Consider the following 25,772-nt stretch of genomic DNA (forward strand, 5'->3'; position numbering starts at 1 on the left):
ATGAAATTTTATGCAGTAAAAAAGGGCCGCAAGCCAGGCGTTTATCGTACTTGGGATGAAGCCCGAAAACAGGTTGATGGCTATTCTGGAGCTGAATTTAAATCTTTTAGCAAGATAACGGATGCTACGGAATATTTGGATTGGGATCACGAAACTGTTCAACAGGTCTTTCAAAAAGACGAAGACTCTTTAAAAGAGGCAATTGCCAAGATTCAAAGAGAAAGCCGTAAAATCAAGGAAAAGCCTTCTGCTGCGGCAACTTCTCCCCAAAAGAATAGAGCCTTAAACAAGGCAACTAAAGCGAATCCGACCAGCTTTTTTGCCACAATCTATACGGATGGCGGCACCCGCAATACCGGTAACTTTAAAGGCGGCCATGTGCGTGCAACGGATAAAGCTGCATGGGCCTATCTAATTGAATGGCAAGAAGATGGCCAACAAAAGTCTGCTTATGATTCAAACGGTGAGTTTGGTGCAACTAATAATAAAATGGAATTAACTGCTTTAATTGAAGCTCTCAAGAAATTGCTTGAGTTAAACTTTAACCGCCAGCCGCTACTGTTTGTACTTGATTCTCAATATGTGCTAAATCCGATTACCAAAGGCTGGCTTAAGGGTTGGAAAAAGCGTGGCTGGACCAAAAGCTCTAAGGGTCCAATTGCAAACCTTGAATGCTGGCAGGAGTTGGATCAGCTCTTGGGTGAATTTTCTCAGACTAAATTTGAATGGACTAAAGGCCACGCCAATAATCGCGGTAATGAATTTGTTGACCATACATTAAATAAATTTATGGACCAAATGTAATTAGTTAAAATGTAGTGACTATTAAACCGCCAAACAGGTGACTGAAAAATGAAGTGATGCTGTGCCAAATTTGTTCAAACCAATTGCGGTTTTCAGGGGTATTTATTTTATCGAAAATGTCTTTTGCATTCTGTTTAATGTTTTTTGATAAAGCATCGGCCTGGTCCCTAAATTTATGATTTTTTAAAGCACCAGAATCACGCACTTCAATTAAGATGTTGATTATTTGCTGTTTCTGATTATTGTTAATGACGTCGCCAAGATGATTGATGTTAATTTGATTGTTAACAATGTCATGAATTTGACTGTTTGAAATATTGTTACCGATTTTACCCATTTCCTGCTTTGCACCAGCAACAGCGTTGTTTAGTTGCGCATCACTATAGCCGTCTTTATCTTTATTTTCTTTAGTAATTTTACTGAGTGCGTTTATTTCGTCTTGAGCTGCATTAACCTGGCTCTGATTTAAGTTTTCTCCGGTTTTGCTGTAAGCAGCGTAGACACCGGCTAAAGCACCGGAGCCATCAATAGGAACGGCACTAGTAACGTAAATATTAGCGTCAGAAATACCGGCAGTTAAAGCAGCATTTTTATATTGATCGGATGTGATTGTGGTAATGTTGTTGTGCCCTTGATAGTCAAGAATGTGGACGTTAATACCGTTACCAGAAGCTGTCTTTTCAATCATCGCACTGGACCAGACACCGGAATTAGTAGTAAAGTTAGCACCGGATGGGTTAAGGTATTTGACTAAGTCGGCACCCGTGATCGTAATAGTTTGATAGCTAGCGCCCTTTAGAGGTTCGCTGAGAGTTTTTAACGTACCGTTTTTTTGCGTTTCAGTCAAAGACGTTCCCAGGCAAACTACGGGCAAATCATCTGCTTTAACTGTTTGCTTAACAGTGCCACATAAAATGGTACTAAAAAATAACATTGTAATAATAGCTAAAATAGTTTTTGCTTTTTTCATTTGTAATTAGCTCCTTTTGACTGTCCTTAATTATACTAAATGATAAACGCAAAAGTTTAAATTATAGTTATGTACTACTTACTTTACGTTATTTTTAATATTTAGATGGTATAATAACAAAAGTGAAGGAGGGAGCTATGACTGAGCAACCTGAATTAACTGTCATCATGCCAGTTTACAATGTTGAAAGATACTTGACTCGAGCACTTGATCATTTAGCACAGCAAGATGATCCGAATTTTAAGTTGTTAATTGTCAATGATGGTTCAACGGATAATACTAGAAAAATAGCTGAGAGCTATCGTGCGCGATTCCGTTACTTTAAAATAATAAATAAGCATAATGGTGGCCTGTCTGATGCGCGTAATGTTGGCATTGCAAACGTTGATACACCATATTTTACTTTTCATGATGGTGATGACTGGGTAGATTCTGGTTACACAGCTTTTTTTGTAAATGCTTTTCATGATCATCCTGATGCTGCAATGGTTTCCTGTGGCTTTTGGCTTGATTACGAAAATAAGCAGGGCTCGGTTCCCGTCACTAAAAAAGTTGTACGGGGGATGAAAGGTAAGGCTAGAACCTACCAGTTAATCAGTAATCCATTTGGCTCTTTATGTGATAACCATTGCTTGGCTACTTCTGTTAAAGGCTATACTTGGAACAAAGGATACAAATTGGCGGTTGTACGCCAGAATCATCTTAGTTTCAAGAAAAACTTGGCCTTTATGGAAGATCAAATATTTAATGTCCAATACTTAGCTTTAACAGAGGGCTTTTATTGTGATAGCAAGCCTCTATATCATTACTGGCAACGTAAAGACAGCATGGTTCATCACTTTAATTCAAAAATGATTCCTGATAATTTTAAAGCGAATTACATTATTGTAAAAATTATCATCCGCAGCTTGTGGCATGAACATAAGAAGGAAAATGGTTCTAATCAGAAGTTGATTGAGGCTAGTGAGAGAGACCAAAGATGAGAGAAAAAGTAAATGGTAATGAACTTTATTACAGTAAATTAGGTAAGGGCGCGCCGCTTCTTCTATTACACGGACACCATTTAGATGGTGGCATGTTTGACCAGATAGTGGCTCCTTTGTCTCTTTATTACACGGTTTATGTGCTGGATATGAGAGGTCATGGTCTGAGTCAGGGAGAAGCAGCAGAACACTATCAGACTGAAGTCGAAGACCTTGCGGCTTTTATTAGGCAGGTTCATATCAGAGGCTGCTATTGCTTTGGCTTTGATGCAGGCGGCTTAGTAGCAATGATGCTGGCTAGTCAAGACCAAGATGTCTTTAAAAAGCTGATGATAGCAGGGGTTTTTGTTAACGGTAATGGCATCAGGTCTTACCACTATTTGACTGAAGGCTTTCTGCGCTTCTTACGCATGAACCGGGACAGTAAAGTAGAATTATCAGAGAGCTTTATGTCGGTTGACAGCTTAAAGGCAATAAAGATACCTACCTATTGTGTAGTAGGTGAAAAAGACTGGGTTAAAGTAGAGCATGTTCGCTGGTATAGCCAGATTATTCCTCAAGGGCAGCTTTTGGTCATGCCCAGACAAAAACATGAAAGTTATGCCGTAAAGAGTTTTAAATTACTAAACTTAATGGAAGACTTTTTCCAATAGGTCATTAAATTTTTTAGAAATAAGAGTAAATTCGTATAGTAGAAGCCGAAAGTATCTTCGGCTTTTTGTTTGAATTATTACTTTTCTAGGCACTGATGACTTTTTTGGTTATAATAGACTTGCAAAGATTGTATTTTTTAAAAAACGAGGTAGCTATGAACAAGGAAGAACTTCTTCAGTTAATGCACCCAATGAAGCTAATTGGGCTGGGCGGAAATCCCGCTTTAAATGAAAAAATTGCGCAAATATTGAAAAAGCCGTTAATCGAAACTGCTGTGCAGCACTTCAGTGACGGTGAAATTCAAGTTAATATTGGCGAAAGTGTCAGGGGGTGTGATGTTTTTGTCATTCAGTCAATTCAAGATCCTGTAAATGAGAACTTTATGGAATTAGAAATTGTTTTAGATGCATTGCATCGGGCTTCAGCGCATAGGGTTAATGTAGTAGTACCATATCTGGCTTATTCACGCTCAGATACTAAAACTCGTTCACGGGAACCAATTACTGCTAAACTCATAGCTAATTTATTACAAATTACTGGTATGGATCACTTAATCGCACTTGATTTGCACGCTTCACAAATTCAAGGCTTTTATAATGTTCCGGTTGATCATTTGCATGCTATGCCGCTTTTAGCGCAATATTTTATTGATAACGGTATTGCTACCAAAGAAGAAGATGATATTGTAGTTGTTTCACCGGATCACTCTGGCGCTAAACTTGCCCGTAACTTTGGTCAGTGCTTTGATGCTCCTATCGCAATTGTGGATCAGCGCCGTGCCCGTTATGATGCGGATGTGCATGATATGATCGGTGATGTTAAAGACAAAAAGTGCATTATTGTTGATGATTTAATTGACACGGGATCACGCATTTCTTCTTCAACCAAGTCTGTTTTAGCAGCTGGCGCCAAGAAGGTTTATGTTGCTGCCACACACGCACTGCTCTCACAAAATGCGCTTGAAGTTTTGAATGAATTACCAATTGAACAAATTGTAGTAACTGATACAATTAAGCACAGCCATTATCCTGACAGAATGGTCCGTATTTCTGTTGATTTGCTTTTGGCGCGAGGAATTAATTATGTATATAATGATCGCTCAATGCATTTGTTAAGTGAAAGTGATTTAAAGTAAAGACATATTAAATGGCTTGCTGATAATATTTGTTTTTTAATCTAAATTATAAGCATATAATATACCGGTGCCTTTTTTGTTTATTTATTCTATATCATTGGTATAATTAAGGCAAAATGTATAGGAGCTGAGAAAACATTATGGCACGACGTAAAAATTATAAAAGAAGACGTACAATTTTAAGTAATACATTTCACTTGATTAGAGAAAATGGAATGGATAGTGTTTCATTTCAAATGATTGCAGAAAAGTCGGGAATTTCCAAATCCTTACTGCAATCGTATTATCCACATAAATCAAGCTTGATTACTGATGTAGTGCGCAATATTCTTAATACATTAGATAAGCAGGTGCAAAAATTCGGCGTTAACAAGGAAGACGAAGTTTGTGCGCGCACTAAGGCTTTTATTTATGCAATTGAAATGTTGGGAATCAATGATGAAGGTCTTAAGCGCATTATTACAGAAGTGTTTAAGAGTAACGAATCGTTAGATTTTTGGAGTAAGACCATTAATGACTGGTTAAAGGAAAAACAGCTATTTAACCACGTAGACTTTGATGCAAAAGAAGTACGGCTGGGAATTGCTTTTGTCGTAACAGGCATCAGTCGTCTTTATTATGATAATAAAGAATATGACGTTTCTCCTGAAGAAATAGCAGATTATGGTACAAAATCATTTATGTATAGTTTCTTACATTGTTCAAAATCTACTATTGATAAAGCGCTCAAAGAAGGTCATGAGATTATCGAATCTACCGATGTTAAAACCATTCATCATGCTATAGATACAATGTTTGATGAAGACAAGGAGATTGTCTGTTAGAAAGGAAAAATATGGCAAATGGCGCGCGCGATGGTTTGCACAGAATAAATAGAGAGCAGAACGAGGATTATAAAAAAGTTCTGTCCTTTATTATCTTTCTGATTGTGTCGCTAACCATGATTACCGCTACTTTCCTAAATCCCTTTTTCATGAAAGGGCAAATTAGAAGCAATAGTAATGAGGCTGTAGTTGTCAGGCAGATCAACAAGCACTTTGATGCTTTAGCAGAAATAATTGGTGCTAATAAAAATGGCAACGCTAATTTGTTGACTACTAAACAAACACAGCCAATTGCCGACCATATTATTGACTATACGTTGGGTACGCCATGGTTTAAATTCAGTAATATGAAATTAGCCAAGCAAATTTTGCATGACATTGATTTAAACGTTGATCAAGGCGTATCTAGTGATGCCCAGTTAGTACAAGAAAAACTAAAAGAACAGGAAAATAATGCCCCATATGACGTAATAGATGCTTTTAATTTGAATACTATTACACTTGGGGGCAATGTAGCTTTTATTTTATTAATCGTTAATGTAATCATACTAATAATGGCTATTATTAGTTTACGGTCATTAATAAGTGATATGAAGTTATTTTTGAATTCAAAAATGCTGACCCACGAAGTTACCGCATCTGGTATGTGGGCTGGATTTTGGTTAATATTAATTGCGGGCGTATTGGCAGTTATACCCGTAATTTTTAACGTTGAAAGTTTAGCTGTACTAGGTTATGTATTAGAAATAAGCAGCAGTATTTTCCTGGATTTTGTAATTATCGGAGTTGTTCTTTATATCCTGAGTGCGATTCCATGGGAAATTAGCTCGCCAAACAATTAAGTAGCTTGGCTTAAAAAGCAATTGGTCATTTTTACCAAAGGAAGCTCATATGAAAATTTATTTTGCAAATGCTTTGTTTTCACAAGCAGAAATCAACTATAACGCGCAATTAGCGGCAAAAATTCGGCAAATAGATGATGCCATTGATTTATATTTGCCCCAAGAAAACGCGTCAATTAATGATAAACAAGCGTATGCCGATTCTAAAATGATCGCTCAGGCAGATACCGCAAAATTACTTAACAGTGATTTGATGGTAGCGGTTCTAGATGGACTTAGCATTGATAATGGTGTCGCTAGTGAAATAGGCGTCGCTTATGCAAAAGAGATTCCCATAATTGGCTTATACACTGATACACGCCAACAGGGTGCTACTAACCAGGAAAAACTGCACGCTCTAACTCAGATAGCTGAGAATCAGTTTCATTATGTTAACTTGTACACTACCGGTTTGATTAAGCTTAATGGAACCATAGTTAATAATGAAAAAGATTTATTAGCTGCTGTTGCACGCTACCTTTAAAGTTTTATTCAGTTCAAAAATATCTATTTAAAAATGTAATTTTCTCTCTAAAAAGGGATATTAATTCATTTTACTAAATGCCATATTTCGCTTAAGTTTCGAAATATGGTTTTTATTTATTTAATTTTATCTATATTATACCCCGATATTTTATATAATGGGGTTTAATATAGATAAAAGAATGTGACTAAAATGACTAGAAAATCTGAATTGGAAAATTTGTTGAAACAAAATAACTATGTGCTGTCTAGAAAACAACTCACAAAGAAAAACTTTTCAGGACAACAAATTAAGAGCTATCTTAATAACAATACGTTAATTTTGATTGATAAAGGAATTTATGGTAGTCCAAACCATTTGGAAGATGCTTTTTATACTATTCAGCTTAGGCTCAAGAAGGGAATAATATCGTTGAGGTCTGCACTTTATTTATATGGTTTGAGTGATCGTGTTCCAGATAAAATTGATCTTACCTTTCCGAGAGGATATAAAAATTCGAAGCTAAAAGAACAAATTGTGCCCCATCAACAAGTACTTCAAATGTATAATTTGGGTATAGAAATAGTAAAAACTCCTAGTGGAAATAATGTTAGGGTTTATTCTATTGATCGAACTATGGCAGAAATATTACGACCACAGAATCACATTGATCCTGAAATAATAAATAAAGCTTATAAGCAGTATTTAAAACAGCCAAATAAAAATATTACCAAATTGCTGTACTTTGCAAGAAAATTCAAAACTGTTAAAAAAGTTCAAGAATACCTAGAAATATTGCTATAATAATGAAACTATCATTGCTCAAAAACTAGAAACAGTATTTAGTCGCAGTACTGCTAATACTCGAATGAAAGACTTTTATGACATATATATGTTAAACAAGCTTAGAAAACTAACAGATTATAAAAAAATAAAGCTGAACTTACCCATCGCTAGAACTGCTTTAGAAAATACTGCTAATTCAAGGAACAGTTTTAATGAAATTTTTGAAAAAGTAAATAAAGAAAATTATTTATGGCAAATTACATTAAATGACATAAAAAGTAGTAAGGCAATGCGAGATAAATGGGAAAATTATACCCACCAAAAAGCTTATGCCCAAAAGGTAAACTTTCAGGATACTTTGAATGCAATTGAAGAACTTATGTTGGAACTTTTTAAATAGCTGATTGTTTTCATTATTTAATAATGAAAACACATGGTCGTCATAGGACACATCATTTTCCGAGGTTTTTATTATTGAATTGATTCAGAAAGATTTTTGAGTTGAAACAGCTTAAAGGTATAACTGGTCAAGCCCGTGATTTTTACTTCATATTCATGACCAACAACCAGCGGGATTGATCCAGGATAATAAGTGATAATAGTTTCAAAATTGCCATAGCCAGTATGACTGTAATTATGGACATTCTTAGCCTGATAAGTTTGAGCAGTATCCTTATCAGTAATGGTAATTATTGGGTTGCCTTTAAAGCTTTGATCTGAAAGATAGACAGACCAGGCAATATTTTGACCTTGCAAAAGTTCAATTGGAAAAACACCGCTGCTGGGATAAGTTACCATTTCTTGGCTGGGAGCACGAAAAACGTCATCAGGATTAAAAACTTTTTGAACAGAATAGCGGTAGCCATTCTTACCGTACGCAGCGCCTGCTCCAGTTGAAGTTAAGCGTGTTGACAATAGCCATGCTCGGTGACCAGTGTCAGCGCCGGTTAAATTATATTGGTCGGTTAGCAAATCAGTAATAACATCACCAGCTGTTTGATCACTAGTATTAAAATTAAGGTTAGCTTTGCTTGAAATGTTGCGCGCTAACTGCCAAACATTTTTGTTAATTACTTTCGGACGCTTTTCAAAAGGCAGACTATGTTGGTTAATCCGAGGGTTGGCATTAAGTGCGGCCAGCACGGCTGCAGTTTTTTGTGCAGCAATATTATCCTGAAAATTTTCTTTAACAGGGTTCAAGCCAAATAGCTGTCTATAATAGTTGGTGTAAGCTAATTGACTATTGAGGTAAGCAGGAACGAGTGCGCCTTGTTTAAATCTGTTTTTAAACTGGGGTTTGCTCAAATAAAGATTATTAAAATTAAAAGTGGTATTATCAAGCTGTGCATATTCCTGTTGTAAATGGGTTACCTTATTTATTTCTTCAGGAGTGAACTCTGCCGCAAAAACTTCGGTGTTACTAAATGGAAAAATGAAAAGTAAACACAAGAGGGCAGTATAAATTTTCTTAATCATTTAAAGAGCTCTCCTTTCTTTAAGATAAATTATAAGGCAAAATTAAATTAAGTATTATTCAAATTGAAAAAAGATAGTGATATTTAATAATTTGTTGCACAGGACTTTTATGAGGAAAAAGTATTTTGATTAATAATGCGAATATGCAGCTGGCAAAAAATATTAGTATTACTTTAACCAGTAACCTAGATGATTGGGATGGGATAACCGGTCCGGTAGATAAGGACTTGCGGCAAGTAGTAGTTCAGAAAACTACTATCAATAATGGCTATGCTTATGCTTTGCAACATGTAGCTGGGGATACTTTTGTTTATCGTGGTCAAAATAACAGTAATGTTTCTTTTAATAAGCAATTACCAGTTTTACATCTAACTGGAACGGCTGCTGGTCATACACAAACTTTGGAGTATGCAGGAAGAAATGGGCAGTGGTTTATTGGCACCAAGCCAAATGATTTGAATTCAGGTTGGTCTAGCTGGTCTAAACAAATTGCACGTATTGCAATTCCACGATATTTTAAAGTTACTGCAAATACTAAAATGCGGCCGCGATTGTCCAATTTAAATTATGCAGGAGCTGATTTTGGTATCAGTTGCAGTGGAGATCAATTTGCGCGTGTAGAAGTTACTGTATCACCAGATTTACGTTACTTTTTAATAGCTTATGGGGATAATGACTTTACCGGCTATTTTGCACTTTATTATTTAAACGATATTAATAATGCTCTTGATCAAGCAGCAACGTTAACTAAACATGTTGATATTACTACAATAAGATGTTTAGCTGCCTTTAAAATACCAGATTTGTCTGGTCGCATGGGATTAGTAGGCTCGCTGCAGGGATTTGCCATAGATAATAATCGGGATATCTATATTTCCAGCCAGTTTGCAGACGACAGACTGGGCCAAAACCGCAAAATTGTTAAAATTCCTTGGAATGCAGTCAATCCGTCACATTGGGAACTAATTGATTTGTCTCAGAAAAATCAATTAGAGCTAGCCGGTTATTATACTGAGCTAGAAGGCATACAACTGATTAGCAGTAATGATATCTATTTGACTGTAGCCTACCATCAGTCGTTTGATCCGGTTAATCCTGGCAAGCATCCCACAAAAATAAATAAGCTTTATGAAATAACCTGGGAATAAAACGGTATTTTTTAATATAGCATAAATTTTTTGTTGATGATTTTGTCTTATACAAGGCTTTTTGCTTATAATAAAAATAATCCTAAAAAATTGTCTAAATTACAATTCTTCAGGTTTTTCTTGCCGTATAATAAAAAGTTAAGAAATAATGCTAAGAGGTAAAAATAATGACTAAGAAAACACAAGTTGGTTTAATTTTTGGTGGAAATTCATCTGAATATGAAGTCTCAATCATGTCAGGCCACAATATTTATAATGCGATTGACCAAAATAAGTTTGATGTTCACCCAATTTGGATAACCAATGATGGCTATTTAGCAAGCGAAGAGGATTCATTTAAAGTTTTAAAAGATCCTAAATATACTATTGAGAATCCACATGAAGTAGCCAATATTTCAAACTTAATTCAACTGCAGAATTTACCGGAAATTGATGTTTTCTTTCCAATAGTGCATGGTAATTTAGGTGAGGACGGTTGTCTGCAAGGACTGTTCAGAATCCTGAATAAGCCTTTTGTTGGCGATGATGTGTTAGCTTCTGCTGTAACCATGGACAAGGAATTTACCAAAATTTTAGCACAACGTGTTGGCGTTCCTGTTGCTGACTGGATTGCGATTAAACGCTTTGAATATGAAGATGATGCTAATGCCAAGCGCGACTATGATAAAGTCAGTGAGAAACTAGGTTCTGATCTATTTGTTAAGCCGTCAAATCAAGGCTCTTCAGTTGGCGTTCATCATGTTACCAATAAAGAAGAATTTGCTGATGCTTTGGCTGACGCTTTTAGATATGATGATAAGGTCTTAATTGAAGAAACCATTCACGGTACGGAAGTTGAAACTGCTGTTTTAGGTAATGACAAGCCAATTGTTTCAGGCGTAGGTCAAATTATCAATGCGGCTGGGACTTTTTACAGTTATGAAAATAAGTATGATGCTGATTCCACTACTACCTTGCAAATTCCGGCAAAATTACCTCAAGAAATTGTAGATAAAGTTAGAGCAAATGCTTTAAAAGTATATCAAGTTACAGAATGCAGTGGCTTGGCTCGGGTTGATTCGACATTACGTGCCAGTGATAATAAAGTTATTTTGACAGAAGTTAATGCGCTGCCCGGTTTCACTAATATTAGTATGTATCCTAAGCTGTTTGAAGAAGTAGGTATTTCGTATACTGAACTGATTACCCGTTTAATTGGAAAAGCGCAGGAGCGTTTTGACCATAAGAAAAACCTGTTACATAAAATTGGTTAATTAATTGTGCTAGGGAGTATATCTGATGAGTGAAGATAAGCATAATTTTGAAGAATTAACCGCACCTTCGGCAACGGCTAAACACCTGCACATTAGTGTTGCTACATTACGTAAATATTCTTTAATTGTGGAAAAAGTTACTGGTAAGCCTGATTATTATGCCAGAACAAAGCAAAATGCACGTTTATATAGCAAGCAGGATGTACAGGACCTGGAAGATTTTCACAAATTGGCCCAGGATAATGGTTTAACCTTACAGGAAGCTGCTCAACAGGTTTTTGCGGTTACTGCTAAAAAAGATAAGCCTGAAAAAACTGAAGATGACAAAAAGCAGGAAGTAATGTCTACTTCTCAGATGGTGAAACTGCTGAATGCTTTACAGCAAACAATTGGCCAGCAGAATACGGCACTGAGTAATCTGCAAAAACAATTGGATCATATCGAAAAGCAGAATAAACAGTTATTGGAAAAGCAAAAAGAGTTGGAAAAGCCTGTCCCTAAAACTACTAGTTCAGAAGATGATTTTAGCGTTTTGCCTGATATTTCAGGAATCGTGACTAATGTTGATGATATAACTGATGTTGACGAAATGCCTGATACTAAGCCACTAACTGCGGCTGAAAAGCGAGCTCAGGTGGCACAAGACGAAGAAAAGTCAAGCGAGCAAATGCATGAGGAAATTTTGGCTAAAGCTAAAGAAAATGCCGAAAAAGGTGCCAGTGCCAATACTCACCGGACATTAGCAGACATGCAGGTTGAGCCGGAAAAAACACATTGGTGGCAACGGTTTCTCGATATGTAGGTATAGAAGAAACGACTTTTAGTTAAAAGCCGTTTTTATAATATTTAAATTTTGCAAACTTAGCTTAAAATTTATGTTTAATGGCTGCTTTTAAGTTACAGTAGGTAAGTATAAATCGATTGGAATGATTTGGTTGAAAAAAATTAAAAAACGCTACTTATTTGCGGTATTAATTGCAGCTATAGGCTTGATTCTAACAGCTTGTACCTATTTTGCGACAGATATTTATTCTAAAAATGATGTGGCTGTAATTACCGATACTAAGATTAAGGATACTTTAGAAGAAAAAAGTACGGATGTTTATGGCAATAAAGATGAAACCAGAAAGCAGGTCCTTCATTTAAAAGTCTTGTCAGGTAAGTTTAAGGGTCAAACCTATAAAACTATTAATATGTATTACCCCTCGCAATTAGTTACACAAAAATTTCGCGCGGGTCAAAGAGTGCTGGTCAATGTTAAACATGGTGAACCGGTTATTCAAGATCCCAAACGAGACTGGGTTTTGGTTTTAGCTTTGACTGTAATGTCAACGCTGATGGTCGCAGTTGCCGGTAAAAAATCATTTAACTTAATCGCGTCAATGATACTCAGCTGGATAATTTTTTATATTGTTATCATGCTGGATATCAAACTTAACGGTTCTTATATTGTCCTGCTGTTTGGTTTGGCTGATATTGTTTTTTCATTCTTTAGTTTATTGGTTGTTCAAGGCTTTAACCGTAAAATGCTGGCAACGTGGCTGGCAACAATTCTAGGTACTTTTGTTTCTTTTGCACTGTGCTACTTGATTATGCGCCTGACTGGTGAATCGGAGATCAAATACGAAACGGGAGATTATGCCACCCAAGATCCTCGCGGCATCTTTTTAGCACAAACCTTGCTAGGCATTTTAGGGGCTGTAATGGATGAAGCTACTGATATTATTTCCAGTCTTTATGAATTAATTCAGACTAAAGCCGATTTAACTGCTAAGCAATTAATTAAAAGTGGACGTACTATGGGTCAGGAAATCATGGGACCTCTGATTAATGTTTTGGTGTTAATCTTTATGTCTGAAGAATTGCCAATGACAATTATCTATTTGCGCGATAATAACAGTTTGCGTTCCACCTTTGGTTTTACTCTTTCACTTGGTGTCACGCAGAGTATTATCTCAGCGATTGGTATAGTTTTAACAGTTGTCTTTGCCACTGGCTGCAGTCTGCTGTTTTTAGAAGAAAAAAAGCGGAAAGCGGGGACTGAAGAATGAGTACATTAACGGCCTTACTGATCGTGCTAGCAATCTTAATGACGATTGTAGGTGGAGAAACGGGAATTCGCAGTTTCTTTAGCGTTTTGATCAACACTTTATTATTAATCTTAGTAGCCATCTTGATTTCTTGGGGTATCAACATTCCTCTTTTGATTTTGATTTTTGTTCCTTTAAAATTGGTAACTATTATTTTCTTAGGCACGCATGATTATCAGGTTGCTAAAAATTCATTTTATTCTTCTCTAGTTGTTTGTTTAGCAGCCAGCTTGATCATTCTGGGTTTTGAATGGCTGGCGCAAGCTGCCGGACTTGGACCAGAAGCTGGTGAAATTTTGGTTGGCTTGTCGCAAATGCCGGGATTAAGTTATCCCTTAATTGCAGTAGCAGTTGCTATCTTTTCCACACTTGGCGCAGTGGCTGAAGCTGCTGTATCAATGAGCTCCGGTTTGCTTGAAATCAAAAAGCATAATCCAGCAATTTCATATGAAGATCTGAAAGCTAGTGGAGCAAAAATCGGTAATGACGTCCTGGGCACAGCAATGAATACCATTTTGTTTGGAATGTTTGGCAGCTTCCTTTCATTATTTTTATGGTATATTCGTTTGAATTACACTTTAGGCGAAGTACTAAATGAAAAAATGTTTGTTAATGAAGCTTTAATTATAATGTATTCTTTAATTGGTGTATTATTAACAGTACCATTAGCAACAACATTTTTAACAAAAAACATGGTAAAAGTGGGGGAGAAAAATGAAAGTAAATGATTTAACATTAACTAATTTTAACCAGCGCAAGTTCAACGTGCACACATACACTTTGGGGTCAATTGGCGAGCTGGTAACACCAAAACACCCCCTGGCAATTGTCGTTCCCGGAGGCAGCTTCGATCATTTATCCCAAAGAGAAAGTGAACCTGTAGCGCTGGCTTTCAATAACTATGGTTTTAACAGCGTGGTCATGGAATATAACCTCGTGCAAGACGAAGGTGACATTTATCCTGATGCCGGGCTTGATGTCTTAACTACTGTTAAGTACTTTCGCAATCATGCACCAGAATATCAGATTGATCCCAACAAAATAGTCACGATTGGCTTTTCCGCTGGTGGTCACGTAACTAGTTTTGCCAACAGCATGGCTAATTCTTCAAAGTATCAGAAAGAGTTTGGCTTTAAGAGTGAAGAAGTTTTGCCAAATAAAACTATTTTGGGTTATCCTTTAATTAACTTGACCAAAATTGGCTTTGATATCCCAGAAGATGAGCAGGATAAAGTTCCGCAAGATGAATTTATCAAGGATAGTTCTTTAGGCGTAACCACTAATACGCCAGCAACATTTATTTTTCATGCCTGGGATGACCCGGTGGTTCTTGTCACTAATACGTTTGAGTATGCAGCAGCTTTACATGATAATAAAGTTCCATGTGAAGTTCATATTTTCAATCGTGGTGGTCACGGTTTTTCTTTAGCACGAAAAGATATGGTAGTTAAAGGCAGGGAATGGCAAGAAAATCCGCACGCTGCCCATTGGTTTGAACTGGCACAGGAATGGTTAACAAGTGAATGGCAATAAAAGGGAGTACAGATTCTGTACTTCTTTTTATTCGGATTTAGAAGTTTTAATTATAAAATTATAATAATACTCATATTAGAAATAAAAAATTTAAATTATTTTAAGCAAAGGCCTTGCATTTATTTCCAGAGGGTATATAATACCGGTATTTAAATCGAAAGAAAGGACATGATTTTTTGAAGCTAACGAAGATAAAAATTTTAACGGCAGTTAATGGCTTACTAACTCTAAGCAGTCTAATCATGTTATTCTTTGGATTATGCAATCAAGTTAATGAGTCAAAGAATCTGCTAGAAGAAGAGCAAGCAATTTCGCTGGACAATAATAATATGATTATTTTGGCGGCTGTAGTTGCTTTAATGGTCTTCGGCTATGCATTCTTTGCTACTTGGTTAAAAGGTGAACCCGCAAAAGTTCATTTATTAAGACACAGAGCATAAGATGATTAGAAAAACTGAGCTGTACTTCAATGGTTGAGGTACAGCTCATTTTTTTTTACGAAAATAATTTAGACTATCTTTTTTGATTTCCTTTTTATATAGAGTTGCTTGTTTAACTAAACATATTTATGATGGGAATAAGTATCAAAAAGCCAGTAATAAAGGAAGGTATTATTGATAATGTGTACAATAAAAGATGAAGTTTATGATCCGTTTTTACCTACTTTACTAATTTCTCTACATGAGGAGTATGTAAAAGAAATTTTAACGGGACAAAAAATAATTGAGTACCGTAAGAGTTTTTTTAAGGACAGTTTTCAAGCCTTTGTTTATACTACCGGCAGTAATGGCGGGATACAACTATTTGTCAAATGTGCACCTTTGATTCGCAGCCATGCTGCTACTTTAGCTCAGATAGGTCAAGAAATTCAAAAAGATGATTATGGAGAAATTTACGACTATTTTATGCCTAAAGACGATGGCTGCATTATCCCAATTCTAAAATCATGTGTTGTTAAAAAAATATCTCTCAAGCAGTTGCGAGCAGTTATGGCTGAAATTGTTGTTCCACAAAAATATTTGTTCTTAGATCGACCTGATAAAAAGGACTTGCTCGACTTTTTATTAAAACAGAAATACGATAACTTAATCATTAATAAATGGGATGAACGGTATGCAAAAATTAGGCAAATAGTTGAAGAGAATAAGTAACTGTAAAAGAAATTGTTTCAAACAAAAACGCAACCTAACAATTAGTTAGGCTGCGTTTCTTAATGGGATATTTGTATTAAAGAGGTATCTTCTAATACCAGTGATGTGTTAGCCAGAAATTCTTGGCATTAACCCATGAACCATAACGACCGTAAACATATCTGTCAGCGGTTCTTTCTTGGTTCTTCTTAGAATAATTACCTTTTAGGTAAGCAATGTTTAATTGGTATTTGCCATAACAAACACCATTACGTGCGTAATAATTGCCACCCGATTCACGCATTGCAATCCATTTCTTGGCTGCACGTTCTGCTTTTGACATCTTACGAGCGGCTTGTACTGTTTGTGTACATGAATTATTATTAGTAGTTTCCAAAGCAGTGACAAAACTAAACGATAGCGCCAGTGCTGTAATTAACTTAAGTATTAAGCTTTTACTATTCTTCAATATCTTCAATCCCCACAATTAACTGTCTTAATTCTATGGATAATAATACACAGTCAATGTGTCATTGTTGTTACAGAAATAACACGCAACTCTTACAAAATTTTTGAAAAATTTAATAATTCTACTAGTTTTGAAAAAATTTATCTTAATAAAGCCAATTATTACTTCCTTGAATGTTTTAATGTCATTTTTATTTATGTCTGTTAAAATTGGTAGTAATTAATATTTTAGGAGGTAAATATGGCTGCTAAACATTTTTATGAAACTTTTCATCCAGAACACTATGATTTATTCATAGACATCAATCGGGAGCAGAAAAGTATTAATGGTACTTCGACAATTACCGGTGAAGCAATTGAGGACACTATTTTAATTAATCAGAAATATATGAAGATTGCTTCAGTAACAAGTGAAGGCAAAAAAGTACCGTTCACTGTCAATGACGAAAAAGAAGCAATTGAAATCGAACTAGGCCAAACTGGCAAGGTAAAGGTTGAGATTAAGTATTCGGCACCGCTGACCGATTCTATGATGGGAATTTATCCGTCATACTATCAAGTTGATGGTGTTCAAAAACAGATTATCGGTACTCAATTTGAAACAACAGCTGCACGTCAGGCTTTCCCATGTGTTGATGAACCGGAAGCCAAAGCTACTTTTTCTTTAGCACTTAAGTATGATGAGCATGAAGGTGAAACTACGATTGCCAACATGCCGGAAGTTAAAGTTGAAGATGGCGTGCACTACTTCGAACAAACCGTTAGAATGTCCAGCTACTTGATTGCCTTTGCCTTTGGTGAATTACAATCAAAGCTTACCGAAACCAAAGACGGCGTTCAAGTGGGAGTTTTTGCGACTAAAGCACATCAAACTAAGGAATTAGACTTTGCTTTGGATATCGCAAAACGGGCAATCGAATTTTACGAAGAATTTTACCAAACTAAGTATCCACTACCGCATTCTTGGCAATTAGCGCTGCCTGACTTTTCTGCCGGAGCAATGGAAAACTGGGGACTAGTCACATACCGTGAAGTCGCAATTTTGCTTGATCCTGATAATGCAACTCCGTACCAAAAAGCTTATGTGGCAACTGTTATCACTCACGAATTGGCGCACCAATGGTTTGGCGATTTAGTTACTATGAAGTGGTGGGACGATTTGTGGCTCAATGAAAGTTTTGCCAACATGATGGAATATGTTTCAGTTGATGCTTTAGAGCCAGGCTGGCATGTTTGGGATAATCTTTACCAAATTTCGGAAGTACCAGCAGCTTTAAAACGTGATGCCACTGATGGTGTCCAATCCGTTCACGTTGATGTGGAACATCCAGCTGATATTGATTCAATTTTTGATAGTGCAATTGTTTACGCTAAAGGTTCAAGGATGCTGGTTATGGTACGGGCACTCTTAGGAGATGATGCTTTGCGTAAGGGACTTAAGTATTACTTTGAGCAACACCATTATGGTAACGCTACGGGTGATGACTTATGGAACGCCCTTTCAACTGCTACTGATTTAGATATTGGCAAGATCATGCATACTTGGCTTGATCAACCGGGTTACCCAGTAGTTTCTGCCAAAGTAAACTCAGCTGGTCACTTGATTTTGAGCCAAAAGCAATTCTTCATTGGTGAAGGCAAAGATGTTGGACGTAAGTGGGCTATTCCATTGAATGCGAACTTTAAGGCGCCACAAATTATGTCTGAAAGAGAACTGGATCTAGGAGATTATCAAGAGTTGCGCAGTGCTGCCGGTCACGCTTTACGTGTAAATGTAGGCAATAGTTCGCACTTCATTGTTAATTATGATGAAACCTTAATGAATGATATTATGGCTGAATTTACTAAGTTGAAGCCGGTTGATCAATTACAATTACTGCAAGACTTGGGACTTTTAGCAGAAAGTAAACAAATTTCATACGCTGAGATTGTCCCGTTACTGCCAAAATTTGCGCATTCTAAGTCATATATTGTCATTAGTGCGTTATCTTCCAGTGTTCGTTCATTGCGTAAATTTGTTACTCCGAATTCACCTGCAGAAAAAGATTTAAAGGCATTCGTTAATAAATTGACTCAAAAGCAAGTCGAACGGTTGGGCTGGCAGGCACAAGCTTCCGATACAGACGATGACAAGAGAATTCGCCCATTAGAAATAGCTTTGTCGTTGTATACCGATAATTCTGCTGTGATAAAAGATGGTCACCAAATTTTTACTGAACACAAGCAAAACTTAAACGAAATTGATGCTTCGGTTCGACCATATGTTTTAATGAATGAAGTTAAAAACTATAATAAAGCGGGTCTAGTTGATCGTTTGCTGAAAGAATATCAAGCTGCCATCGATCCTAACTATAAGGACGATCTTACTGATGGTATTACTAGCACTAAAGATCCCGCTGAAATCAAGGAACTTATTGAGAATTTTGAAAATGCTGCAGTCGTTAAGCCTCAAGATTTGCGTTCTTGGTTTGCGAATGTCTTGGCCAATCCAAAAGGCGAACAATTTGCTTGGGACTGGTTACGGGACCAATGGTCATGGCTGGAAAAAACAGTCGGTGGTGATATGGAATTTACCACTTATATTACTGTGGCTTCAAACATTTTCCATACTGAAAAGAGACTGGAAGAATTCAAAGAATTCTTTGAACCAAAGGTTGATCAGCCGGGTCTTGGGCGTGAAATCAGAATGGATACTAAGAATATTGAGTCCAAGGTTGACTTGATTAATGCTGAAAAGGATGCTGTCAATCAAGCTGTTAAGGAAACTTTATAAGTAAAATTGTTTTATATTTAATATCATATTAATAAGTGTTAAAAAAGAAGCTGGTAAATGAATGTTTAAAAACATAATTTACCAGCTTTTTTATGCTTATATTGATATGTTAATTTCATAAAAGTAAGACTTTAAAATATGGTGCTCTCAATTTAGAGTAAGTGAAGTGCTCCAGAATAGTTGGATAGGTAATCTAATTATTGGAGCATTTTTTTACGACAAAATGTTTATACCAACTATATTCTTTACCAGTCGAATTATAATTAATCTTTGTGAAAAATTAGTTTAATTCTAAGAAGGCTAAGTTAAAGTCATTGGTACTAAAAGCAAAAACAAATGTCATGCATAAATTTATTAATTTTTGTAATTAATTATAAATACTGACTAACAATATTTTCAATTAAATTAATAGTATTGCCATAAAAATAGTTTAGGCTTGTGTTCTCAGAATCGGGCACACCACTGCCACTTTCTACGACAAAGGCTAAGTCACCTATATTGGCATAAGTGCTGTGTGGTGTAGCAGTAATGGTAATAATGTCACCGCCATCCTTCTTACAACCTGCAATTTTGATCAAACCATTTTTATTTTCTCCAGATTGTGAGAACGTAATCAAAGTATGAGGCGATTGATCAGATACAATTGAGATTTCAACGCCATCCAGGTCTACACCATAAATTTTTTTAAGTAATAGTTTGCGGTAAGTGTAATTAACTAAAATCTTGCAAAAGCCCTCACCAAATAAATAAGTTCTTTTTTCCAGCTTAATTTTATTGAAGAAATCAACAACTAATTCAGCGCTTAAATTACAGTGAACAAATGGCAGGTTGGCAAAGGTCTTTAGCGGCTGAGTTTTGTAACGAGAGGAAAGGAAAAAGATAAATTCTTTAAAGTTAGCAAAACCAGCCCGCTTGACTAGTCTGCTGACTGAAGCAGTTGACAGATAATTTTTCTTAGCTATGTAGCGAATGTCTAAACTGTCATTGTTAATGATTGAATCAACAATTGATTCAATCACTTTAATATCTTGATGACGCAAATGATTGTTAGGGAACAAACGGTCAATTTGAAAGATTTTTGTCATTTAACACACTACCTTGAAAATATTTTCCCATTTTGAAAATCACACCATAATTTGTGTGTTTTGTTGTTATTGCTCTTTCATTATACTATATTAACTTTGTTGAAAGAAAGCGTTTTAAATAATTTGAAAGGTGTGTGTGAATGAAACAAGTTGTTATTAATGCCGATGATTTTGGCTATTCACTGGCCGTAAATCGAGGAGTTATTAAAGCGTATAAAGATGGGATGGTTTCTTCTACAACACTCATGGCAAATATGCCAGGGTGTATAGAAGCAATCAAGTTAGCAAATGAAAACAAGGACTTAGGAGTTGGCTGTCACCTTAACATCACAACGGGTAAACCCATGACGGATGCCAAAACACTGGTTGATGAGAATGGCGAATTTTACCATTTGGCCGGTTATAAAGAGCATCGTAGTGAAATGGATCCCGAAGAAATTTACCATGAGTGGTGCGCGCAAGTCGATTTCTTGTTAAGTAAGGGAGTAAAGCTAACTCATTTAGATAGTCACCACCATGTTCATTCTTTTTCTGAGAACTTGAATCTTACCCAGCGCATTTCTGATAAGTATCAGTTACCGGTTAGAAATTGTTACGGTATTGAAGAACAAGTTAAGTTGTCTTATCAAAGAGGAATTGCTGGTTTTGACGATCTGATGAATTACTCGCATATTCGCAATTTGGATAAATCTTATCATGCAGATCAAGAACAATGTTTAACAGAAATACAAGCTGTTCTTGACCGTCTGCAAGATAACCAAATAACTGAGTTTATGGTTCATCCTGCATTTGTAGACGAAACACTTTACTTTAATTCTTCATTTAATGTGCCTCGAATCAAAGAGGTGACAATCCTCTGTGATTCGGCTTTTAAAAAGAAGTTGCAGGAAAATCAGGTAAAGGTAATTCCTTATCCCAAATCTTAAATAAAAATGTAAGGAGGCAAAATTATGAAGGGTAAGTTTATGAAGTCCGCGAATGTTTTTTCACGGGCAATAATTCAACCCGTTATGTTTATGGCCGTAACTGGTATTATCTTATCAGTTTGTGCCATTTTAAAGCTAGACTTAATGCCGACCATTTTGAAAGATACTGGTAATTTTATTTACAATATCCTGTCAAGTGGTATGATCGGGCAATTAAGTTGTATTTTCTGTGTAGGTATCGCTACAGCTTTGGCTAAACCTAAATATAAAACTGATGCCGCAATTTTAGGTATCGTTACTTATTTAATCTTTTTGTTCGCTAACAATTCATGGCTGCAATTAACCCATCGTTTGGCAAAGCCAAATTCTCAAGGACTATTTGGTACTGGTCAAAACATGGTTTTCGGTATCCAAGTCACTGATATGGGAGTTTTTCTCGGAATTATTTTAGGAATCCTAGTGGGCTGGATGGTAAATAAATGGGGAAATATTAAGCTCCATAAATATTTATCACCATATGCAGGAACAAAATCCGTTTACATTATTTTAGTATTTGTCACAATTCTGTTTGCAATTGCTATTACTTATGTTTGGCCTGCAGTTAACTGGGTTATTGAAAATATTGTTAAGGTAATGTCAACTACGGGCTCCATTGGGTTCTTCTTCTATGGCTTTTTAAACCGCATGCTTTTACCAGTTGGACTGCACCACTTCTTATGGATGCCTTTGTTCTACACTCCACTTGGTGGTACTGCCAGAATTGCCGGCAAGCTGTACACTGGTGCGTTTAACATTTGGTTAGCTGAGCTAGGCAACCCTAGTCATATTACTGCAATGCACCAATCCATTGGTTATCTGTCTAATTTTGGTTCAATTTCGTTACCTATCGGTATTGCTTTTGCTTTCTGGAAGATGTCAGAACCAAAGAATAGGCAAAAAGTTGCGGCTATTTTAATTCCAACTGTTACTACTGCCTTCTTAGCAGGTGTTACTGAGCCTTTGGAATTTATGTTCCTGTTCTTATCACCATTACTATGGCTAGCTCACTCAGTTGTTTACGGGATTAGTCTATTTTTGACAAATATAGTTGGTATCGATATTCAGTTTGATACCGGTATTAATATGATTATTAACAGTTTTGCCTTTCCAGCAAGGCTGGGACACCAGTATCTCATCCCAATAATGTTTGTTGTCACCGGTTTACTTGAATATTTTGTCTTCGTCTTTATGATCAAACGCTTCAACATTCCAACTATTGGACGTGCTAACGCTGACGAATCACTCCTTAATGGTGCAGAAAGTGAAGATGAATCTGTCGAGCAGGCAGAAGAAGAACTTGCTCAAACTGGCAGTGGAGCAGAATCTGCAGACACTGCAAAATTTGATAATCAAACTAAAAATATTGTAGCTGGTCTAGGTGGTCCAGAAAACATCGATGAAATGATTAATTGTTATACTCGACTTCGCGTTGACGTTAAAGATACAAACAAATTAGATATGGATCTGTTAAAACACAAGACAGGTACTAAAGGCGTAATGCAAGATGGTAATAATATCCAAATAGTATTTGGAGTTGATGTAGAAAGTATTCATGATAAAGTTGATGAATATCTTGATTATTTGAAAAAACACCCATCAGAAAGTGGAAAGTAATTTAGGAGGATTATTGAAATGGCAAATAAATTTGTAATCATTGGTGGCGGATCAACCCAATCACCAAGTATCTTGGAGGTTTTACGTCAACGTTCTGCTGACTTAGATATGAACCAGCTAGTTCTTTATGATATTGATGAAGAAAGAGTGTCTCTTTTAGGGCAGTACACCAAAATGTATTACGAAGAAACAGGCTCACCGGTTCATGTTTCTTACACGACTAACCTAGAAGAAGCTCTACAAGATGCAAACTTTTTATTCATGCAGATTCGTCCGGGTCTAAACAAACAACGGGCTATTGATGAAAAAATTTGTATTCGCAATGGCGTTATTGGTCAGGAAACTTGTGGACTTGGCGGCTTTTCTTTTGCAATGAGGGTAATACCGGATATTATCGCTATCATTAAGAAGGTTAAGCAGATTTGTCCTGATGCATGGATTTTAAATTACACTAACCCAGAAGCAATTTTGTCAGAGGCAATTTACCGAGAATTTCCTGAAGCAAAGGTAATTTGTATCTGTGACATGCCAATTTCAATTGAAGGTGCAATTGCACAATACTTTCATAAAGATTTAAAAGATATTACTTTCAAATATTTTGGCATGAACCACTTCGGCTGGTGGACATCAATGATTGATGAGAACGGTCAGGACTTATTGCCACAACTGCGTGAGGACGTCCAGTCTGGCAAGATTGATACCCTTGCTCAATGGAATGACGAAACTCTTGATGACCAGTATTGGATTGATACATACAAGCGCATGATTACCATTTTCAAGCGTTTTCCTGAATATTTCCCTAACTGCTACTTGCAGTACTATTTGATGCCTGATGTAATGATGGCTGAATCTGATGTTAACTTCACACGTGGTGACTGGGTAATGCAGGGACGTGAAAAGAGAATCTTCACAGAATGTCGGCGCGTTTTAAAAGCCGGCACAGCTAAAGGCTCTTCACTTAATTCTGGTGTTCACGGTAACTATATCGTTGATATTGCTAACGCAATTATCCATAATACCCGCGAACGTTTCACCGTTAACCAAAAGAACAATGGTGCCATATCTAATTTTGATCCAGATGCCGTAGTGGAAGTTCCAGCATATATTGGTAGCATGGGTGCAGAAACCATTAGCATTGGTAAGATCCCAACTTTTCATAAAGGACTAATGGAACTGCAAAAAGCTTACGAAAAACGGACAGTTGACGCAGCATTATCTGGCTCATATCAAGTTGCCTTAGAAGCAGTTGTCCTTAATAAGACCATACCAGATTACCATGTAGGTAAAAAGGTTTTGGATGAGTTATATGAGGCTAACAAACAATACTGGCCGGAATTGCATTAAAAATATCACTACTAAAGATATCTCACTACTAAAAAGATTAGCTTTAACTGTAGTTATTGCTAGTCTTTTTTGTGAGTAATCAATTTTTTTACAGAAAAAAGACTAACTTTCACTTCAAAGTTAGTCTTTTAGTATATTATTTGACTTATTTGATTAAGATTTAGTCATATACAATAACTGGCTCATGTTTACTTACATTGTGCCAGACCTGCTTAATTTCTCTGGGCTTAATATTAACGCAGCCGTGTGAGCCACCTCTTAAATAGGCTTTTTTACTCCAGTCACCGCGCCAGCCAGCGTCGTGAAATCCGCAACCAGTCAAGGTAAACGGCATCCAGTAACTAACAGGTGAAGCGTATTTAGAGCCATCGTTGTTGCGCCCACGCAGTACCGCATGGCGTTGCTTATAGTGAATATACCAGACTCCTTGAGGCGTACGGTTATTCTTATTACCGTCCTTTGTCCCGGTAACAACATCGTTAAGGTGAACAACCATCTTGCCTTTGCGCACAATCCACATTTCCTGCTTTTGCAGAGAAACTACAATATAGTCATCACCTATGCCATGATTATTTAAGCCGTAGCCTAAACCATAAGTGCTGTAGCCAAGACCATAAATATAATTTTTGCCGTCCAGATTTTTAGTTCCATTCAAAAATGCCTGCTCAATAGCTGTTTGTGCTCTTTTGACATGCACGCCCCAGCCATAGCTTTGGTTTTTAACACTAATTTTCTTTCCTGCAACTTTATTGCCTTTTGGAACCGCAAAACTATAGCTTTGATGAATTGTTGAAACATCCTGGTCAATTTTATTAAGCTTTGCCGTTAAGCTTTCACTGTTAAGAAAAGTGTACTTGCCTTTTCTATAAATTGCCTGGTTAATTAACTTTTGTGCTTTGAGTTTATAAACTTTGCCTGCAACATGGTAATTAACTACTGCGTGACTCATCGTTTGCATTTTTTTGTTAGCGGCATCCAGATCAGTATTGCGGTATTCATAGCTTTGCTTATTGGGCATAGTTGTATGTTGCTTTTTAAAATAAGCGGCAACTTCCTGCTTCTTAATAGTTTTGCTGCTAGGATCATATTCAAGTGCAACTTTACCATTTTCCAGTGAAACCATATTATTCGCTTTCCGATTGATTTTGGCAGTTGCTTTATTAATTGTTAAGTTTCCAACTTCTACGCCATAAATGTTAACATTAGGGTTAAAATGATTTGTAGCGAATGCTTTAGCCTGCTTTTGCGCTTCGACGTGATTGTTATACAACACCACGCCAAATACAACTGCTAAAATCAGAACTATTCCGATAATAATTAAAAGCAAGTTATTGCGGTTATTGTATTTTTTTAAATTTCTTTTTGATTGCATAAGTTCTACCACCGTTGGAAT

The 25,772-nt window shown here is 36.4% G+C and carries 26 protein-coding genes; 21 read left to right on the plus strand and 5 right to left on the minus strand.

The window, feature by feature from the left end:
• A complete protein-coding gene (locus Q0R51_RS00395; protein WP_294755888.1) occupies positions 1–804 on the plus strand; it encodes a ribonuclease H family protein in 804 nt (267 codons plus the stop codon).
• A gap of 4 nt (positions 805–808) precedes the next feature.
• Here Q0R51_RS00395 and Q0R51_RS00400 read toward each other — a convergent pair whose 3' ends face one another.
• Complete coding sequence (locus Q0R51_RS00400; RefSeq protein WP_294756143.1) at positions 809–1,738, minus strand: DUF1002 domain-containing protein; 930 nt, start codon at positions 1,736–1,738, stop codon at positions 809–811.
• Between the two features lie 173 nt (positions 1,739–1,911).
• Here Q0R51_RS00400 and Q0R51_RS00405 point away from each other — a divergent pair, with 173 nt between their 5' ends.
• From Q0R51_RS00405 to Q0R51_RS00440, 8 genes are all read left to right on the plus strand, one after another.
• Positions 1,912–2,757: a glycosyltransferase family A protein gene (locus Q0R51_RS00405; RefSeq protein WP_294755890.1), complete on the plus strand. Its 846-nt coding sequence runs from the start codon at positions 1,912–1,914 to the stop codon at positions 2,755–2,757.
• Positions 2,754–3,410, plus strand: a complete 657-nt coding sequence (locus Q0R51_RS00410) for an alpha/beta fold hydrolase (protein WP_294755891.1) — start codon at positions 2,754–2,756, stop codon at positions 3,408–3,410. The genes Q0R51_RS00405 and Q0R51_RS00410 overlap by 4 nt, the downstream gene beginning before the upstream one ends.
• 155 nt (positions 3,411–3,565) lie before the next feature.
• Positions 3,566–4,546, plus strand: a complete 981-nt coding sequence (locus tag Q0R51_RS00415) for a ribose-phosphate pyrophosphokinase (protein WP_046324161.1) — start codon at positions 3,566–3,568, stop codon at positions 4,544–4,546.
• A gap of 140 nt (positions 4,547–4,686) precedes the next feature.
• Positions 4,687–5,370, plus strand: a complete 684-nt coding sequence (locus Q0R51_RS00420; protein WP_294755895.1) for a TetR/AcrR family transcriptional regulator — start codon at positions 4,687–4,689, stop codon at positions 5,368–5,370.
• Positions 5,371–5,381: 11 nt separating this feature from the next.
• Positions 5,382–6,212, plus strand: coding sequence for a hypothetical protein (locus Q0R51_RS00425; RefSeq protein ID WP_265667140.1), 831 nt, complete (start codon positions 5,382–5,384; stop codon positions 6,210–6,212).
• 49 nt (positions 6,213–6,261) lie between these two features.
• Positions 6,262–6,735: a nucleoside 2-deoxyribosyltransferase gene (locus Q0R51_RS00430; protein ID WP_294755896.1), complete on the plus strand. Its 474-nt coding sequence runs from the start codon at positions 6,262–6,264 to the stop codon at positions 6,733–6,735.
• A gap of 192 nt (positions 6,736–6,927) precedes the next feature.
• Positions 6,928–7,518: a hypothetical protein gene (locus Q0R51_RS00435; protein ID WP_294755898.1), complete on the plus strand. Its 591-nt coding sequence runs from the start codon at positions 6,928–6,930 to the stop codon at positions 7,516–7,518.
• A gap of 13 nt (positions 7,519–7,531) precedes the next feature.
• On the plus strand, positions 7,532–7,900 hold the full coding sequence (locus tag Q0R51_RS00440) for a nucleotidyl transferase AbiEii/AbiGii toxin family protein (RefSeq protein WP_294756144.1): 369 nt from the start codon (positions 7,532–7,534) through the stop codon (positions 7,898–7,900).
• A gap of 71 nt (positions 7,901–7,971) precedes the next feature.
• Here Q0R51_RS00440 and Q0R51_RS00445 read toward each other — a convergent pair whose 3' ends face one another.
• On the minus strand, positions 7,972–8,976 hold the full coding sequence (locus Q0R51_RS00445; RefSeq protein ID WP_294755900.1) for a CAP domain-containing protein: 1,005 nt from the start codon (positions 8,974–8,976) through the stop codon (positions 7,972–7,974).
• 125 nt (positions 8,977–9,101) lie between these two features.
• On the opposite strand from Q0R51_RS00445, the gene Q0R51_RS00450 reads away from it, so the two are divergent.
• The 8 genes from Q0R51_RS00450 to Q0R51_RS00485 all read left to right on the plus strand — a co-directional run bounded on the left by Q0R51_RS00450 (position 9,102) and on the right by Q0R51_RS00485 (position 16,151).
• Positions 9,102–10,124 carry a helveticin J family class III bacteriocin gene (locus tag Q0R51_RS00450; RefSeq protein ID WP_294755901.1) on the plus strand — a complete coding sequence of 341 codons (1,023 nt, stop codon included), beginning with the start codon at positions 9,102–9,104 and terminating at the stop codon, positions 10,122–10,124.
• Between the two features lie 167 nt (positions 10,125–10,291).
• Positions 10,292–11,377, plus strand: a complete 1,086-nt coding sequence (locus tag Q0R51_RS00455; protein ID WP_294755904.1) for a D-alanine--D-alanine ligase family protein — start codon at positions 10,292–10,294, stop codon at positions 11,375–11,377.
• Positions 11,378–11,402: 25 nt separating this feature from the next.
• On the plus strand, positions 11,403–12,179 hold the full coding sequence (locus Q0R51_RS00460) for a transcriptional regulator (protein ID WP_294755905.1): 777 nt from the start codon (positions 11,403–11,405) through the stop codon (positions 12,177–12,179).
• Between the two features lie 133 nt (positions 12,180–12,312).
• Entirely contained in the window at positions 12,313–13,428 is a 1,116-nt protein-coding gene (locus Q0R51_RS00465) for a YibE/F family protein (RefSeq protein ID WP_294755907.1), read from the plus strand.
• The gene (locus tag Q0R51_RS00470; protein ID WP_294755908.1) at positions 13,425–14,195 is read left to right on the plus strand and encodes a YibE/F family protein; all 771 of its coding nucleotides are present in this window, start codon (positions 13,425–13,427) and stop codon (positions 14,193–14,195) included. Before Q0R51_RS00465 ends, Q0R51_RS00470 begins: the two co-directional genes overlap by 4 nt.
• Positions 14,182–15,000: an alpha/beta hydrolase gene (locus Q0R51_RS00475; protein WP_294755911.1), complete on the plus strand. Its 819-nt coding sequence runs from the start codon at positions 14,182–14,184 to the stop codon at positions 14,998–15,000. Before Q0R51_RS00470 ends, Q0R51_RS00475 begins: the two co-directional genes overlap by 14 nt.
• Positions 15,001–15,176: 176 nt before the next feature.
• A complete protein-coding gene (locus tag Q0R51_RS00480) occupies positions 15,177–15,440 on the plus strand; it encodes a hypothetical protein (RefSeq protein WP_046324173.1) in 264 nt (87 codons plus the stop codon).
• Positions 15,441–15,620: 180 nt separating this feature from the next.
• Complete coding sequence (locus Q0R51_RS00485; RefSeq protein ID WP_294755913.1) at positions 15,621–16,151, plus strand: hypothetical protein; 531 nt, start codon at positions 15,621–15,623, stop codon at positions 16,149–16,151.
• 91 nt (positions 16,152–16,242) lie between these two features.
• Here Q0R51_RS00485 and Q0R51_RS00490 read toward each other — a convergent pair whose 3' ends face one another.
• Positions 16,243–16,602: an aggregation promoting factor surface protein gene (locus Q0R51_RS00490; protein ID WP_294756146.1), complete on the minus strand. Its 360-nt coding sequence runs from the start codon at positions 16,600–16,602 to the stop codon at positions 16,243–16,245.
• 237 nt (positions 16,603–16,839) lie between these two features.
• On the opposite strand from Q0R51_RS00490, the gene Q0R51_RS00495 reads away from it, so the two are divergent.
• Positions 16,840–19,371, plus strand: a complete 2,532-nt coding sequence (locus tag Q0R51_RS00495) for a M1 family metallopeptidase (RefSeq protein ID WP_294755914.1) — start codon at positions 16,840–16,842, stop codon at positions 19,369–19,371.
• Between the two features lie 371 nt (positions 19,372–19,742).
• Here the strand turns inward: Q0R51_RS00495 and Q0R51_RS00500 are convergent, their stop codons facing one another.
• Positions 19,743–20,456 (minus strand): MurR/RpiR family transcriptional regulator, encoded by a 714-nt coding sequence (locus tag Q0R51_RS00500; protein ID WP_294755915.1) that lies wholly within the window; start codon positions 20,454–20,456, stop codon positions 19,743–19,745.
• Between the two features lie 140 nt (positions 20,457–20,596).
• Here Q0R51_RS00500 and Q0R51_RS00505 point away from each other — a divergent pair, with 140 nt between their 5' ends.
• The 3 genes from Q0R51_RS00505 to Q0R51_RS00515 are packed head-to-tail and all read left to right on the plus strand — an operon-like array spanning position 20,597 to position 24,379.
• Positions 20,597–21,382, plus strand: a complete 786-nt coding sequence (locus tag Q0R51_RS00505) for a carbohydrate deacetylase (protein ID WP_294755916.1) — start codon at positions 20,597–20,599, stop codon at positions 21,380–21,382.
• Between the two features lie 24 nt (positions 21,383–21,406).
• Positions 21,407–23,035, plus strand: coding sequence for a PTS transporter subunit EIIC (locus Q0R51_RS00510; RefSeq protein ID WP_294755917.1), 1,629 nt, complete (start codon positions 21,407–21,409; stop codon positions 23,033–23,035).
• Positions 23,036–23,053: 18 nt separating this feature from the next.
• Entirely contained in the window at positions 23,054–24,379 is a 1,326-nt protein-coding gene (locus Q0R51_RS00515; protein ID WP_294755919.1) for a 6-phospho-alpha-glucosidase, read from the plus strand.
• Positions 24,380–24,539: 160 nt separating this feature from the next.
• On the opposite strand, the gene Q0R51_RS00520 is transcribed toward Q0R51_RS00515, so the two are convergent.
• Complete coding sequence (locus tag Q0R51_RS00520) at positions 24,540–25,751, minus strand: L,D-transpeptidase family protein (protein ID WP_294755920.1); 1,212 nt, start codon at positions 25,749–25,751, stop codon at positions 24,540–24,542.
• Positions 25,752–25,772: the final 21 nt, after the last annotated feature.

The organism is uncultured Lactobacillus sp. (genome assembly GCF_946477725.1).
Taxonomy (GTDB): domain Bacteria; phylum Bacillota; class Bacilli; order Lactobacillales; family Lactobacillaceae; genus Lactobacillus.